This is a genomic window from Marinobacter sp. LV10R510-11A, from assembly GCF_900215155.1.
GTDB lineage: Bacteria > Pseudomonadota > Gammaproteobacteria > Pseudomonadales > Oleiphilaceae > Marinobacter.
On the sequence record NZ_LT907980.1, the window covers coordinates 3,208,477 to 3,223,255 of the forward strand.

Sequence of the window (14,779 nt, forward strand, 5' to 3'; positions counted from 1 at the left end):
TTAACGGGAAGAATGACTGATACCATGGCGGCGAAGAAACGAGGATTGGGCGAGCGTGGGCTGGGAGCCCTGCTGGCCGGTTCCAGGGTTAACCTGGATCAGGAACCGAAAAACCACGACGGTGAGTTGCGACAGGTTCCCATCGATCTGATCCAGCGCGGCCGCTTTCAGCCACGCCGTGACATGGACCCCGCAGCACTGCAGGAACTGGCCGATTCCATTCGACAGCAAGGCGTCATGCAACCGGTTGTTATACGCCCCATTGCTGAAGGCCGCTATGAGCTGATTGCTGGCGAACGTCGCTGGCGCGCCACCCAGATGGCAGAACTAGACAGCATACCTGCCATTATCCGGGATGTTCCCGACGAAACCGCCATCGCCATGGCGCTTATCGAGAACATTCAGCGTGAAAACCTCAATCCTATTGAAGAAGCCTTCGCCCTTCAGCGCCTGCAAGAAGAATTTGGTTTGACTCAAGCGCAGGTGGCTGAGGCTGTGGGTAAATCCCGCACCACCATAACCAACCTTTTACGTTTGATTGGCCTAACCGAAGATGTGCGCTTAATGCTTGAGCACGGCGATTTGGAAATGGGCCACGGCCGGGCCATGCTGACACTCTCACCAGAACAGCAGATGCAAGTGGCGAAACAGGTTGTCGCCAAGTCGTTGTCGGTAAGGCAAACTGAGGCCCTTGTACGTCGGGTTCAGCAGGAGACAGCAAACGGGAAACCGGCCAAAGCGGGCGCCATCGATCCTAATATCCGCGCCCTGCAAGATGACCTTGCCGAGCGTTTGGGGGCCAAAGTGTCGATTGCTCATGGTCAGCGAGGCAAAGGCAAACTGGTGATTGAGTACAGCTCACTGGACGAGTTGGACGGAATTTTGGGCCATATCCGTTAATTGGAAAATAAAAGTGGCACCTAGGCCGAAAGGCCAGTAAACACCAGATGTCGTGACCATAACGGACGTTAGCCACAAATTGTGTGATAAATGGCGGGTTCCGATCCCATCCTGATGAAATTTTGGCCAGCTTTCGTTCAGAGTCTGGTTGAACAACAAGTGCTTAAAACATATAATTTCGCGCGATTGGAATGATGGCAGTGATATGAAATATCGGCAATCTCGAATCACCCACGTTCCTTTGGCCCGTTGGCTGACCATTGAGTTTACAGGCTTGGTTATTCTCAGTCTGTTGTGGTTGCTACACAGCCCTTTGGCCGGTTATTCCGCATTCATCGGCGGTCTTATTTTTATAGTGCCAAATGCCTGGTTCGTGCACAGGGTTTATCGTTACGAAGGCGCCCATCAAATGCGCCTTATGGTAGGGAATTTGTTTCGGGCGGAATCCACCAAAATCGCCCTGACCGCAGTCTTTTTTGCGGCAGTTTTCACTTTGATGGAGCCGGTACATGTGCCGGCTCTGTTATTCACTTTTGCTGTGATGGTTGTAACAGGCGGCGCGCTGCGCTGGCTGATACAACCGCAAACACGGCGATGACTGGACGAGAGCGGTATGGCTGGTACCCCAGTAGAATATATAAAGCACCACCTTCAAAATCTGACCTATGGCAAGCTCGAAGCGGGCTACGAGCGCTTTGATGGCAGTGTCGTAAGCGAAACCGGCTGGACCTTCGCGCGCACCTCGCAGGAAGCGTCCGACATGGGCTTCATGGCGTTTCACGTTGATACGCTGGGCTGGTCCATTGCCATGGGTGTGTTGTTTCTGGGTCTGTTTCGTTTTGTAGCCACCCGTGTGACCACTGGTGTACCGGGCGGTTTGCAGAACCTGGCGGAAATCTCATTTGAGTTCATCGACGGCCTGGTGCGTGATGGCTTTCACGGTCGTAACCCGCTAATCGCACCGCTGGCGTTGACGATCTTTGTATGGATTCTATTAATGAGTGCGCTCGACCTGGTTCCGGTTGACTTCATTCCGGTGCTTGCACAGGCAATGGGGCTTGAATACTTCAAAATTGTCCCTACCGTTGATCCCAACGCGACCTTTGGTATCTCCATTGGCGTGTTTATACTGACTATTTTCTATAGCTTTAAGGTCAAGGGTGTTTCCGGTTTTGCAAAGGAACTGGGCATGAATCCATTTAATCACTGGGCGCTGATTCCGGTGAACTTGGTTCTGGAAATCCTAGTGATGATTGTGCGCCCTTTCAGCTTGGCGTTACGTTTGTTCGGTAACATATACGCCAGTGAAGTTGTGTTTATCCTGATCGCACTGCTGCCGTTTTGGGCACAATGGTCATTAAGCGTGCCCTGGGCTATTTTCCATCTTCTGATTATTCCGCTGCAGGCCTTTATTTTCACCATGCTGACAATCGTTTATTTAGCACAAGCGCACGAAGAACACTGATTAACGTTTTAAAAGATTTACCCTTAACTAAATGAAAAAACTGAGGAGTTTTTATGGATATTTCAATGGTTTACATTGCGGCTGCGATCATTCTCGGGTTCGGCGCTCTGGCTACCGGTATCGGCTTTGGTCTTCTGGGTGGCAAGCTGCTTGAAGCGACTGCCCGTCAGCCTGAAATGGCAAACCAACTGCAGGTTACGGCCTTCATCATGGCCGGTCTGCTGGACGCCGTTCCAATGATCGGTGTTGGTCTCTCGATGTACCTGATCTTCGTTGTTGCTGGCTAACACAGGCTAGAGATGCGGGCGCTGTTCTGATTATCACATCTGAGCGCCCGGTTTTTTGGTTTCCAGCACGCAACGAATAGCAAGAGGTATATTGCCGTGAATATAAACCTTACGTTAATAGGGCAAGCGATTGCCTTCGCTATTTTCGTCTGGTTCTGCGTGAAATATGTGTGGCCGCCAATTACGGCTGCCATGGAAGCGCGCCAGAAGAAAATTGCTGATGGTCTTTCTGCTGCTGACCGGGCGTCACTGGATCTTGAGCTTGCTCAGGAAAAAGCCGCCCAACAAATGCAGAAAGCCAAAGAAGAAGCTGCTGTTCTTATTGATAAGGCCAACAAGCGCGCCGCCCAGATTGTGGAAGCATCCAAAGACGATGCCCGCAAAGAAGGTGAAAAGCTCATTGAGCACGCCCGGGCGGAAATTCAACAGGAGCGTGTTCAGGCTCGCGACGCACTTAGGACAGAAGTGGCAGTACTTGCCATTGCCGGTGCCGAGAAGATTCTGGAAGCCACTGTCGATGCTAAAGCTCACAGCGAGATGCTGGACAAGCTGGCCGCACAACTCTAAGCGAGGGACCCATGGCAGAACTGACTACGTTAGCCCGGCCCTATGCGAAAGCCGTTTTTGATGCCGCTAAAGAGCGAGACGCCGTTGATTCTTGGGATCAGGCACTTGCTTTTGTTGGTTTGTTAGCGGCTGACGACGCTGTGAAGAACATTCTGGCCAATCCTGGCCTGTCTGAGCAACGCAAGGCAGAGCTGTTTTTCGATACCGCTGAAGAACAGATGCCGGAAGCACTCAGAAACTTCCTGTTGATTCTTGCTGAGAGCAAGCGCCTAGCGCTGTTACCGGAAATTTCAACCCTGTTCACCTTCTACCGTGCAGAACTTGAGCGCACTGTTAATATGAAGGTCAGCACGGCGTTTGAAATGACCGCCGACGAGCAGCAAAAGCTGGTAGAAGTATTGTCTAGGAAGCTGGAGCGTAAAGTCGCCCTGGAAACCGCTGTTGATCGCTCGCTGATTGGCGGCGTGGTGGTAAATACCGGCGATATGGTTATTGACGCTTCAGTCCGTGGCAAGCTGGCAAAAATGGCCAAAGCACTGGGCTCCTGATTTCAGCAAAAGGTTTGAGGACAAAGGCATGCAGCAACTGAATCCATCCGAGATCAGTGACATCATTAAGAAGAGAATCGAGAAACTCGATATCTCTTCTGAAGCAAAAAACGAAGGCACTATCCTGTCTGTAGCAGACGGTATCGTGCTGATTCACGGCCTAGCCGATGTTATGTCTGGCGAAATGATTGAGTTCGCCAACGGCACATTCGGTATGGCGCTGAACCTAGAGCGCGACTCTGTGGGCGCCGTGGTTCTAGGTGACTACGAAGATCTGGCTGAAGGCCAAAAAGTCCGTTGCACCGGCCGTATTCTAGAAGTACCGGTAGGTCCGGAACTGCTAGGCCGTGTAGTTGACGGCCTCGGCAACCCGATCGACGGCAAGGGCGAGCTGGGCACCACCCTGACCGACCCGGTTGAAAAAATAGCCCCAGGTGTTATCGAGCGTCAGTCCGTTGATGAGCCGGTACAGACGGGTATGAAAGCCATCGATACCATGGTTCCAGTTGGCCGTGGCCAGCGTGAGCTGATCATTGGTGACCGTCAGATCGGTAAGACAGCCGTTGCTATCGACGCGATCATCAACCAGAAAGACTCCGGCATTAAGTGTATCTACGTTGCCATCGGCCAGAAGCAGTCTTCGATTGCTGCGGTTGTGCGCAAGCTGGAAGAGCACGGAGCTATGGAACACACCATAATAGTAGCTGCTGGTGCAGCAGATCCTGCCGCTATGCAGTTTCTGGCGCCGTACTCCGGCACCACTATGGGTGAATACTTCCGTGACCGCGGCGAAGACGCTCTGATTGTTTACGATGACCTGTCCAAACAGGCCGTTGCTTATCGTCAGATTTCGCTATTGCTGCGTCGTCCACCGGGCCGTGAAGCCTATCCGGGTGACGTATTTTATCTACACTCCCGTCTACTGGAACGGTCTTCCCGTGTAAACGCGGATTACGTTGAAAAGTTCACCAAAGGTGAAGTGAAAGGCAAGACCGGGTCTCTGACCGCACTGCCAATCATTGAAACCCAGGCTGGTGACGTATCGGCATTCGTACCGACCAACGTAATTTCCATTACCGACGGCCAGATCTTCCTCGAAACCAACCTGTTCAACTCCGGTATCCGTCCGGCGATGAACGCCGGTATTTCGGTATCGCGGGTAGGTGGTGCAGCCCAGACCAAGATCATGAAGAAGTTGGGCGGTAACATCCGTCTGGCACTGGCTCAGTACCGTGAGCTGGCGGCGTTTGCCCAGTTTGCTTCGGATCTCGACGAATCCACTCGTAAGCAGCTAGAGCACGGTCAGCGCGTAACCGAGTTAATGAAGCAGAACCAGTACAGCCCGATGTCTGTACCTGAAATGGGTACCGTTTTGTTTGCCGCCAACGAAGGCTTCCTTGATGACGTAGACGTTACCAAGGTGGTTGAGTTTGAAGCTCAGTTGTTGGACTGGATGCGGGCAGAGCAAAAAGAACTGCTTGAGAAGATCGGTTCCGCAGGCAATTACAACGACGACGTTGCTGCTGGCCTGAAAGCTGCGCTGGAAAAATTCAAGACCACTCAAACCTGGTAATCCCATCGGCCTGCTGCGGCGGGCCTGTTGGCTCCAATGAGTGTCTAACTTGAAAAGGCAGTGACATATGGCCATCGGAAAAGAAATACGTAACCAGATCGGCAGCATCAAGAGCACGCAGAAAATTACCAGCGCCATGGAAATGGTGGCGGCCAGTAAGATGCGTAAAGCTCAGGAGCGTATGCAGGCGACTCGCCCGTACGCAGAAAAGATGCGCCAGGTAATCGGACATATTGCCAAGTCCAACAAAGATTACCGTCATCCGTTTATGGTTGAGCGTGAGGTGAAACGTGTCGGCTACATCGTTGTCTCTTCTGATCGCGGTCTGTGCGGTGGTTTGAACGCTAACGTGTTCAAGCTGCTTGTGCGCGAAATGCGTGATTGGAAAAACAAAGATGTTTCGACCGATATCTGTGCAATCGGGCAGAAAGGGGCATCGTTTTTCCGCAACTACGGCGGGAATGTGATTGCTGCGCTGACGCACTTGGGCGACAACCCAAGTGCTGAAACGCTGATCGGCAACGTCAAGGTAATGCTCGATGCGTTCAGAGACGGCAAGATAGATCGCTTGTACCTGGTTAGCAACGAGTTTGTGAACACCATGACGCAAACGCCGAAAGCTGAGCTGCTTCTGCCACTGCCGGAAGGCACGGAAGAAGATATTGGTCGCCAGTGGGATTATATCTATGAACCGGATGCGCGCCCTATTTTGGACGGGCTGCTGCCACGTTTTATTGAGTCCCAAGTGTATCAGGGCGTGGTAGAGAATCTTGCCTGCGAACAGGCTTCCCGGATGATTGCCATGAAGAGTGCTACCGATAACGCCGGTGACATTATTGACGAGCTGCAGTTGGTTTATAACAAAGCTCGTCAGGCAGCCATCACGCAAGAGATTTCGGAAATTGTGAGCGGCGCGGCATCGGTCTGATCCGCCACGATCCTACTGGTTTTATTGACTATGAAGATAACGAGGAACCGAGCATGAGTAGCGGATACATCGTTCAGATAATTGGCGCGGTTATCGACGTGGAATTTCCACGTGACGCCGTGCCGAGCATATACGACGCACTGCTTCTTGAAGGTGGCGAGACAACCCTGGAAGTCCAGCAACAGCTGGGTGACGGCGTTGTTCGTACCATCGCGATGGGCAGCACTGAAGGCCTCAAGCGTGGCCTTAAGGCAGAAAACACACACAAGGCGATTTCCGTACCCGTGGGCACCAAGACGTTGGGCCGCATCATGGACGTTCTGGGTCGCCCGATCGACGAAGAAGGCCCGATCGGTGAGGAAGAGCGCTGGGGTATCCACCGCAAAGCACCTGGCTATGCAGATCAGGCAGCTTCTGCCGACCTGCTGGAAACCGGCATCAAGGTTATCGACCTGATTTGCCCGTTTGCCAAAGGCGGTAAAGTTGGTCTGTTTGGCGGTGCCGGCGTAGGCAAAACCGTTAACATGATGGAGCTGATCAACAACATCGCGAAGGAGCACTCCGGTCTCTCCGTATTCGCCGGTGTTGGTGAGCGGACTCGTGAAGGCAACGACTTCTACTACGAAATGAAGGACTCTAACGTTCTTGATAAAGTAGCCATGGTCTATGGCCAGATGAACGAGCCTCCCGGAAACCGTCTGCGCGTAGCGCTGACCGGCCTCACCGTTGCTGAGAAGTTCCGTGACGAAGGTCGTGACGTACTGTTGTTCATTGACAACATTTATCGTTACACCCTCGCAGGTACCGAAGTATCGGCACTGTTGGGTCGTATGCCTTCTGCGGTAGGTTATCAGCCGACGCTGGCGCAAGAGATGGGTGAGCTGCAGGAGCGTATTACCTCCACCAAGGACGGCTCGATCACGTCGGTTCAGGCGGTCTACGTACCGGCGGACGACTTGACTGACCCGGCTCCCGCGACCACCTTCTCCCACCTTGACGCCACCGTGGTACTGAGCCGTGACATCGCTTCCAAGGGTATCTACCCGGCGATTGATCCACTGGATTCTACCTCGCGTCAGCTGGACCCTCTGGTCATCGGCGATGAGCATTACGAAGTTGCTCGTGGCGTGCAGACTAACCTGCAGCGCTACAAGGAACTGAAGGACATCATCGCCATCTTGGGCATGGACGAACTGTCAGAAGAAGATAAGCTGGCCGTATCCCGTGCTCGTAAGATCGAGCGTTTTCTGTCCCAGCCGTTCCACGTTGCTGAAGTATTCACCGGTTCGCCCGGTAAGTATGTTTCTCTGAAGGAAACCATCAGTAGCTTCAAGGGCATCCTCGCCGGCGAATATGACGATATGCCAGAGCAGGCCTTCTATATGGTCGGTGGCATTGAAGAAGCAGTTGAGAAAGCGAAGGCCATGAAAGCGAAAGAAGGTAAGTAATCTTCTTTCAATTTCTGACCTAAGAGGCTTAGAGATATGGCTATGACTGTACATTGCGACGTCGTAAGTGCTGAAAAGAAAATTTACTCAGGTTTGGTAGAGATGCTTATCGCTACCGGCACCGAGGGTGAGTTGGGCATTCAGTTAGGCCATGCTCCGTTGCTGTCCGCGCTTAAGCCGGGGGCAGTCCGGATCATCAAACAGGGTGGCGAAGAGGAAATCCTGTACGTTTCTGGGGGATACCTAGAGGTACAGCCGAATCTTGTGACTCTGATGGCCGACACGGCGGTGCGTGCCAAAGACGTTGATGAGGCTGCAGCGTTGCAGGCTCAGAAAGACGCTGAAGCAGCACTGGCGAATAAAAGGGGCGAGTTCGACTATTATCGTGCCGCTGCGGAGCTAGCCGAAGCGGCCGCTCAGTTGCGTACGTTACAAAAGCTGCGCAAGAACGTTCGATAGAACGGTTTGCCAGAGCTTGTCCTGAAAAAGCCGCATCCCGCTACCCAATGCGAGGTGCGGTTTTTTTTTGATTTAGCCTTTATTGATATAACTATCAATACAACCCCGACCACGTAAGGGAGTCGTTGCCCCATGTCACCGTTGCACGTTGTTATTCTGGCTGCCGGCCAGGGCTCAAGGATGAAATCATCGTTGCCGAAAGTACTGCACAAAGTGGCCGGGCGGCCTATGCTCCATCACGTGATCGATACAGCTCAGACCCTGGGTGCCGAGAAGATTCATGGCGTAATTGGCCATGGTGCGGATCAGGTAAAGGCTTCCACCACCGCCCATAGCGTTAGCTGGGTGATGCAGGAACAACAGCTAGGCACCGGTCATGCCGTCGCTCAGACACTGGCGGATTTGCCAGACGATGCCCGGGTGTTGGTGCTGTATGGCGATGTACCTTTGACTACCGCACACACCCTTCAAGGGCTGGTTGAGGATCTGGACGAGAAAACCCTAGGTCTGCTAACGGTCACTTTAGATAATCCCCAAGGCTACGGCCGTATTTTACGTAACCCGGCCGGGCAGGTTACTGCCATCGTTGAGCAGAAAGACGCCAGTGCTGAACAGTTGGCGATTAAAGAAGTGAATACGGGCATTCTCGCGGTTAGTGCGCGGCATCTAAAAACTTGGTTGCCCCAACTCTCCAGCAGCAACGCCCAAGGCGAGTATTACCTCACCGATATCATCGCCATGGCAGTGCAAGCAGGCATGGCCGTAAACGTAGCTCAGCCGGGCAACCCGTTTGAAGTGCAGGGTGTGAACAACCGCCTGCAGCTGGCTGAATTGGAGCGCTGGTACCAGAGCCGAGAAGCAGATCGCCTGATGACGGAAGGCGCCACTTTGGCCGATCCAGCACGGATAGATGTGCGCGGCGAACTCACCATCGGCAACGATGTGTTGATTGATGTGAACGTGGTATTTATTGGCAAAGTAACGTTGGGCAGTCATGTGTCCATCGGCCCCGGTTGTGTCATTACCGACGCCAGTATTGCTGATGGTGCCCAAATTCATGCGCACAGCATAATCGAGCAAACCAGTGTAGGCCCCAATGCCCAAGTGGGGCCCTTTGCGCGCCTGCGCCCAGGTACGCAACTGGCGGCCAACACCAAGGTGGGTAATTTTGTTGAAACCAAAAAAACCATCGTGGGTGAGGGGAGTAAAATTAACCACCTCAGCTACGTGGGTGATGCTACGCTGGGAGCCAATGTAAACATTGGTGCGGGCACCATTACCTGCAACTATGATGGTGTAAATAAATACCAAACCGTGTTGGGCGATGGTGTATTTGTCGGCTCAAACAGCTCTCTGGTCGCGCCTATTACAGTTGCCGCAGGAGCTACCATTGGTGCCGGGTCCACCATCACCAAGAACGTGTCAGAGCATGAGCTGGCCGTGGCCCGGGGCCGACAGCGCAATGTTGCTGGTTGGCCAAAGCCAGAAAAACACTAAACACGATTTTTCCTCACAAGTTTCACCACGATTTTTATCAAGAACAGGATAAGTAGCATGTGTGGCATTGTAGGTGCAGTTTCGGAACGGGACGTCCAGGGCATTCTTCTTGAGGGCCTGCGCCGCTTGGAATACCGCGGATACGATTCTGCCGGTATGGCAGTGTTGGATGGGAAAAGCGCCATTCAGCGTGCGCGGGAAGTGGGCAAAGTAGCAGCGCTGGCCGCTGCCGTAGAAGCCAGCCCGCCTTCCGGACATTTGGGTATTGCACACACGCGCTGGGCCACCCACGGCGAGCCGTCGCAACTCAACGCCCACCCGCACATGTCTGGCGATCGCTTGGCGATCGTGCACAACGGTATTATCGAGAACTATCAGGAACTGCGCGAAGAACTCAAAGCCGACGGCTTTGAGTTTACCTCCCAGACCGACACCGAAGTTGTTGTACACCTGATTGAAAAGAACTTCCGCGAGCTTGGTAAGCTTTACGATGCGGTGAAGACCTCCGTTACCCGCCTGCGCGGTGCTTACGCACTTGCCGTTGTGCATGCGGATGAGCCGGACCACATGGTCGTTTGCCGCGAAGGCAGCCCGCTGGTCATCGGTGTAGGCATAGGTGAGAACTTTATCGCCTCCGATCAGCTTGCTCTGTTGCCTGTGACCGACCGCTTTATGTTTTTGGAAGAAGGCGACCTTGCGGATATTCGCCGGGATAGCATTGAGATTCATGACCGGGAGGGCACGCGGGTTGAACGCACTACCAGCCGTTTTGAGCACAGCGCCGACGCGGCTGAAAAAGGTGAGTACCGGCACTTCATGCTCAAAGAGATCCATGAGCAGCCAAAGGTGATCAAGGCCACCATGGAAGGCCGTGTGACAGATACACGGGTACTGGAGCAAGCTCTTGGTACGGAAGCCGGCGATCTTTTGAAGGATGTCCGCCGTGTACAGATTATTGCCTGTGGCACCAGCTACCACGCTGGCATGGTAGCCAGGTACTGGATCGAAGATCTGGCCGGCGTACCCTGTTCCGTGGAAGTCGCCTCCGAGTTCCGCTATCGCAAGCACGTAATCCAGAACGACACCCTGTTCCTGTGCATTTCCCAGTCTGGTGAAACCGCCGATACTCTGGCTGCACTTCGCCAAGCAAAAAAAGCCGGATTCCGTGCGGCCCTGGCCGTCTGCAACGTACCGGGTAGCTCGCTAGTGCGGGAATCCGACCTGGTGATCATGACCCAGGCCGGCCCGGAAATCGGCGTTGCGTCTACTAAAGCATTCACCACCCAGCTCACAGCACTGCTTATTTTTACTCTGGCATTGGCCCGAAAAAATGGCCTGAGCGAGGAGCGGGAAACGGAAATTGTTAAGGCGCTTCATTTGGTGCCCGGCCAGGTCAGCGATGTGCTGGCACTGGACGGCGAGATCGCAGAGATGTCTAAGCGGTTCATGGATAAAAACCATGCCCTGTTCCTTGGCCGGGGCTCGCAGTTCCCGGTCGCTATGGAAGGTGCCCTGAAGCTGAAAGAAATTTCCTACATTCATGCAGAAGCCTATCCTGCGGGTGAGCTCAAGCACGGCCCGCTGGCGCTTGTCGACAGCGAAATGCCGGTGATCACGGTTGCGCCAAATAACAACATGGCTGAGAAGTTGAAATCGAACCTGGAAGAAGTCCGTGCCAGGGGCGGCGAGTTGTTTGTGTTTGCGGACCGCGCAGCGGATATTAAACCGGAAGAGGGCATTCATGTGCTGCAGCTTCCTGAAGTGCACGAAATCACGGCTCCAATTGTGTATACCGTGCCATTACAGATGCTGGCCTACCATGTTGCCGTGCTTAAAGGCACAGATGTTGATCAGCCTAGAAACTTGGCGAAAAGCGTTACGGTTGAGTAGATCAGTACAGGGATTATCGGTGGAAATTGTGGGATCATAATAAAGTCGGTAACTTAATAAAATAGTTGGTAACTTTGTAATAAAGCTGGTGACCATTGAACGTTGTTGCAACTCGAAGAATCACATGTGGCTGAGATAGCCTTTCCGCTACCAAGTGAGAGTCACATTGCCTACAGAAATGCCGGAGCTTTCCTGGCTAAGACTCATACGTAGACAGAAAATCTTCGCCGGATAGCCAGCGAAAGTGCTCGCGTTTCACCCCAGCTGTTGAGGCAAATGGTGCCGCATGAGCCTTGCGGCAGGTCTGACAATGGCAGTGAATTATAGGCATATCCAACGCGCTTAATTCGTAACGGCGTATCTCACCACACAAACAGCTGCCTTTCATCCCCACGAGAGCACCTCCTCTTTAAAATTTAACACTTAAGCATTTAATCGCCGGATCAGCGAGATGTGAAGGCGGATTTCGCAGTAGTGATGGCATTCATTGCAGCGGGAATGCCGGCGTACACTGCCACTTGCAGGACGATCTCAACGATTTCATCATGGGAGGCGCCGGTGTTCAAAGCCGCGCGCATATGAAACTCAAGCTGACCAGGTGCCGTCCCCATCGCCGCAAGCATCGCGACGGTCAGCATCTCACGGGTCTTCAGTGGAATCCCCTCGCGTGCAACCACGTCGGTGAAAGCGAAACCCAGCAGTATCTCGGCTGCTTCAGAGTGAAAATCATCGAGATTTTTCGCAACGCGCTCAGGAGCTCCCGACTCAAGGCGTTCAAGCAACGCCAATGCCCGTGTGCGGCGATCGGAGGGGCTGGCGCTCATGCGTTTACCCCCTTCATGCCTTCCGGGGCGTAGCGTTCACCTATCACCGGCAGGCGTGCGGTCGCCGTTTCGAGTTGCTGCTGCTCCTCCGCACTCAGCGTGATCTGCGCGGCAGCCGCATTCTCTTCGAGATAGCGCAGTTGCTTTGTGCCAGGGATCGGCACGATGTTGGGCCCTTTTGACAAGAGCCAGGCAAGCGAGAGCTGCGCCGGGCTGCAGCCCTTCTGCGTGGCCATTGCGGCGATCACGTCTGCGATCCGGCGGTTAGTGCCAATCGCTCCTTCGGCAAAACGCGGTAGGCTGGTACGGAAGTCACCATCGCCGAGCTCCGCTGTATCCTGAAACCGGCCAGTCAGGAACCCGCGGCCGAGTGGCGAATAGGGCACGAAGCCAATATCTAACTCACGACAGGTGGGCAGCACTTCTTGCTCTACGTCGCGCGTCCAGAGAGAGTACTCGGTCTGCACCGCAGTGATCGGATGAACCGCATGGGCTCGACGCAGCGTCTCAGCGCTGACCTCGCATAGGCCGATGCGTGCGATCTTACCGGCCTTGACCAACCTCGCAAGCCCATCGATCGTCTCTTCGATCGGCTGCTCGGGGTTGATGCGATGGACGTAATAGAGGTCAATTTGTTCCACTCCGAGACGACGCAGGGAAGCCTCGCAGGCTTTGCGCGCATAGTCAGCACTGTTTTCCAGACTGCGCCTGTATTCACCGGGATTGCGCACAATACCGAATTTTGTCGCAATGTGAACCGGCTGCCTATTGTGGGCCAGAAAACGACCAATCAGCTCTTCGTTGTGATGCGGCCCGTACATGTCTGCCGTATCGAAAAAGTCGACACCAAGTTCGACGGCGCGCGCCAGCACACGCAGCGATTCGCTGTCATCTCTGGGGCCGTAGAACTCGCTCATCCCCATGCAGCCCAATCCGATGGCAGATATAGATAGGTTGGTGCCAAGCGTTCGTTTTTTCATGATGTGTCTCCTTGAATACCGGAATTGCATCGTGGCACTATCCATAAATGAAAAAAATGACCGATTTAGGCAAACAGATTTCCGGACTTGAAAAACAGATGCCGCGAGGTTGGATCTGGGATGACACTCGGGCCTTTCTTGCCGTCGCCCGCCACGGCACGCTGAGTGGCGCGGCATCAGAGCTCAATCTGGGGATTGCGACGCTTTCGCGGCGGATCGAGCGGATCGAAAAGGCGTTGAAGCTGCCCCTCTTCGTACGCCAACAGTCTGGCTATCAACTGACTGAAGAGGGGACCGGCTTAATCGAGAAGGCCGAAGCTCTGGAGGCTGCTGCGGTGGCTTTCTCCTCTGACGCCTCGGCCCAAGCGCAGATGGTCGGTAAGGTACGCCTAGCCACGGCCGAGAACCTGGCGACTGGGCTAATCCTTCCGGCACTGCCGGAATTCTGCAGAAAACACCCTGATCTCGCGATTGAGCTTGTGACGGATATTACGACTGTTAACCTGCATCGGCGAGATGCGGATCTTGCTTTACGAATGGTTAAACCGGAACGTGGCAACGTCACGCTGCGCCGCCTCGGTGTCCTGGGATACGGGCTTTACAGCAGCTCAGACTACGCGGCCCAACGCGAAATTGAGCCCAATTTGGGATGCTATGACACGGATGCCTTCATTACTTGGAGCGAAAGGCAGTCGCACCTACCTGCTGCGCAATGGGTCGAGCGAATTCTGCAAGGACGTGAGCCAGTGCTCACTACGACCTCGCTCTCAGCTCAGGTTGCGGCGACTAAGGCAGGGCTCGGGCTTGCAGTGTTACCTCATTTCGTCGCCCTAAATGCGGGGCTGATCTGCGTCGCCTCAGACATAGGCGTCGATCAGCCAATCTACCTGGTAATCCAGTCTGATCTGGCGCAGTCGCGCCGCACGCGTGCAGTGGCTGACTTTCTCATCGATCTGGTGAGCCGCAACTGCACTCGCCTAAGTGGTTGAAACTCAGGCTGCGCTCAAATGTTTTTTCGAAAAGAGATTTCAACAGCCCCCTATGCTTAATGATCGGCCGACCAATCCGCTGAGAGTACTGTTTGTCTCATATTGTAGCCGCGAGTAAATCAGTCACGAAATTCGGATACCTCAAAAATGAACGGGACTCCCAAACCAAGTTCCGAAGCTTTTAAAGAGATTCCTGAAAAATGGGGGAGGTCACCAGCGCCCTTTCATCATTATGGCTAACGATCAGCTGGAGCTGGAAAGCTGGTTGCAAATGGGTACGCTTCAGCAGAATTAGATTCAAGAATTAGCCAGCCGAGACACGAACAACTACTTAAGAATAAATTGAAAAAAGCGCATTACCACCCCACAATTCAGAACCACATTGAGGGGGACAGGTCAATCCATAATATCTAGTGGTGAGAAG

The 14,779-nt window shown here is 53.7% G+C and carries 15 protein-coding genes and 1 pseudogene; 13 read left to right on the forward strand and 3 right to left on the reverse strand.

Annotated elements, in window-relative coordinates:
- Positions 1 to 24: 24 nt before the first annotated feature.
- The 12 genes from CPH80_RS15370 (at position 25) to glmS (ending at position 11,562) form a co-directional block, all read left to right on the forward strand.
- Positions 25 to 900, forward strand: coding sequence for a ParB/RepB/Spo0J family partition protein (locus tag CPH80_RS15370; RefSeq protein ID WP_096281672.1), 876 nt, complete (start codon positions 25 to 27; stop codon positions 898 to 900).
- A gap of 205 nt (positions 901 to 1,105) precedes the next feature.
- The gene (locus CPH80_RS15375) at positions 1,106 to 1,498 is read left to right on the forward strand and encodes an ATP synthase subunit I (protein ID WP_096279151.1); all 393 of its coding nucleotides are present in this window, start codon (positions 1,106 to 1,108) and stop codon (positions 1,496 to 1,498) included.
- A gap of 15 nt (positions 1,499 to 1,513) precedes the next feature.
- A complete protein-coding gene (gene atpB / locus CPH80_RS15380) occupies positions 1,514 to 2,365 on the forward strand; it encodes a F0F1 ATP synthase subunit A (RefSeq protein WP_096279153.1) in 852 nt (283 codons plus the stop codon).
- A gap of 59 nt (positions 2,366 to 2,424) precedes the next feature.
- Positions 2,425 to 2,652, forward strand: coding sequence for a F0F1 ATP synthase subunit C (gene atpE / locus CPH80_RS15385; protein ID WP_096281674.1), 228 nt, complete (start codon positions 2,425 to 2,427; stop codon positions 2,650 to 2,652).
- 96 nt (positions 2,653 to 2,748) lie between these two features.
- A complete protein-coding gene (locus tag CPH80_RS15390; RefSeq protein ID WP_096279155.1) occupies positions 2,749 to 3,219 on the forward strand; it encodes a F0F1 ATP synthase subunit B in 471 nt (156 codons plus the stop codon).
- Between the two features lie 11 nt (positions 3,220 to 3,230).
- A complete protein-coding gene (locus tag CPH80_RS15395; protein ID WP_096279157.1) occupies positions 3,231 to 3,767 on the forward strand; it encodes a F0F1 ATP synthase subunit delta in 537 nt (178 codons plus the stop codon).
- A gap of 28 nt (positions 3,768 to 3,795) precedes the next feature.
- Positions 3,796 to 5,340: a F0F1 ATP synthase subunit alpha gene (atpA, locus tag CPH80_RS15400; protein ID WP_096279159.1), complete on the forward strand. Its 1,545-nt coding sequence runs from the start codon at positions 3,796 to 3,798 to the stop codon at positions 5,338 to 5,340.
- Positions 5,341 to 5,407: 67 nt separating this feature from the next.
- Complete coding sequence (gene atpG, locus CPH80_RS15405) at positions 5,408 to 6,268, forward strand: F0F1 ATP synthase subunit gamma (RefSeq protein ID WP_096279161.1); 861 nt, start codon at positions 5,408 to 5,410, stop codon at positions 6,266 to 6,268.
- Between the two features lie 53 nt (positions 6,269 to 6,321).
- Positions 6,322 to 7,716 (forward strand): F0F1 ATP synthase subunit beta, encoded by a 1,395-nt coding sequence (gene atpD, locus CPH80_RS15410; protein WP_096279163.1) that lies wholly within the window; start codon positions 6,322 to 6,324, stop codon positions 7,714 to 7,716.
- A gap of 36 nt (positions 7,717 to 7,752) precedes the next feature.
- Positions 7,753 to 8,175, forward strand: coding sequence for a F0F1 ATP synthase subunit epsilon (locus CPH80_RS15415; RefSeq protein WP_096279165.1), 423 nt, complete (start codon positions 7,753 to 7,755; stop codon positions 8,173 to 8,175).
- Positions 8,176 to 8,307: 132 nt separating this feature from the next.
- Positions 8,308 to 9,672, forward strand: a complete 1,365-nt coding sequence (glmU, locus tag CPH80_RS15420; RefSeq protein WP_096279167.1) for a bifunctional UDP-N-acetylglucosamine diphosphorylase/glucosamine-1-phosphate N-acetyltransferase GlmU — start codon at positions 8,308 to 8,310, stop codon at positions 9,670 to 9,672.
- Between the two features lie 57 nt (positions 9,673 to 9,729).
- On the forward strand, positions 9,730 to 11,562 hold the full coding sequence (glmS, locus tag CPH80_RS15425) for a glutamine--fructose-6-phosphate transaminase (isomerizing) (protein WP_096279169.1): 1,833 nt from the start codon (positions 9,730 to 9,732) through the stop codon (positions 11,560 to 11,562).
- Positions 11,563 to 11,665: 103 nt separating this feature from the next.
- Here glmS and CPH80_RS22035 read toward each other — a convergent pair.
- The 3 genes and pseudogenes from CPH80_RS22035 to CPH80_RS15440 form a co-directional block, all read right to left on the reverse strand.
- Positions 11,666 to 11,950: pseudogene (locus CPH80_RS22035) on the reverse strand (GFA family protein); the annotation flags it as partial.
- Positions 11,951 to 12,005: 55 nt separating this feature from the next.
- Positions 12,006 to 12,386 (reverse strand): carboxymuconolactone decarboxylase family protein, encoded by a 381-nt coding sequence (locus tag CPH80_RS15435; RefSeq protein ID WP_096279171.1) that lies wholly within the window; start codon positions 12,384 to 12,386, stop codon positions 12,006 to 12,008.
- Positions 12,383 to 13,366, reverse strand: coding sequence for an aldo/keto reductase (locus tag CPH80_RS15440; RefSeq protein ID WP_096279173.1), 984 nt, complete (start codon positions 13,364 to 13,366; stop codon positions 12,383 to 12,385). Before CPH80_RS15440 ends, CPH80_RS15435 begins: the two co-directional genes overlap by 4 nt.
- A 98-nt stretch (positions 13,367 to 13,464) precedes the next feature.
- On the opposite strand from CPH80_RS15440, the gene CPH80_RS15445 reads away from it, so the two are divergent.
- Positions 13,465 to 14,355 (forward strand): LysR family transcriptional regulator, encoded by an 891-nt coding sequence (locus CPH80_RS15445; RefSeq protein WP_096281676.1) that lies wholly within the window; start codon positions 13,465 to 13,467, stop codon positions 14,353 to 14,355.
- Positions 14,356 to 14,779 lie beyond the last annotated feature (424 nt).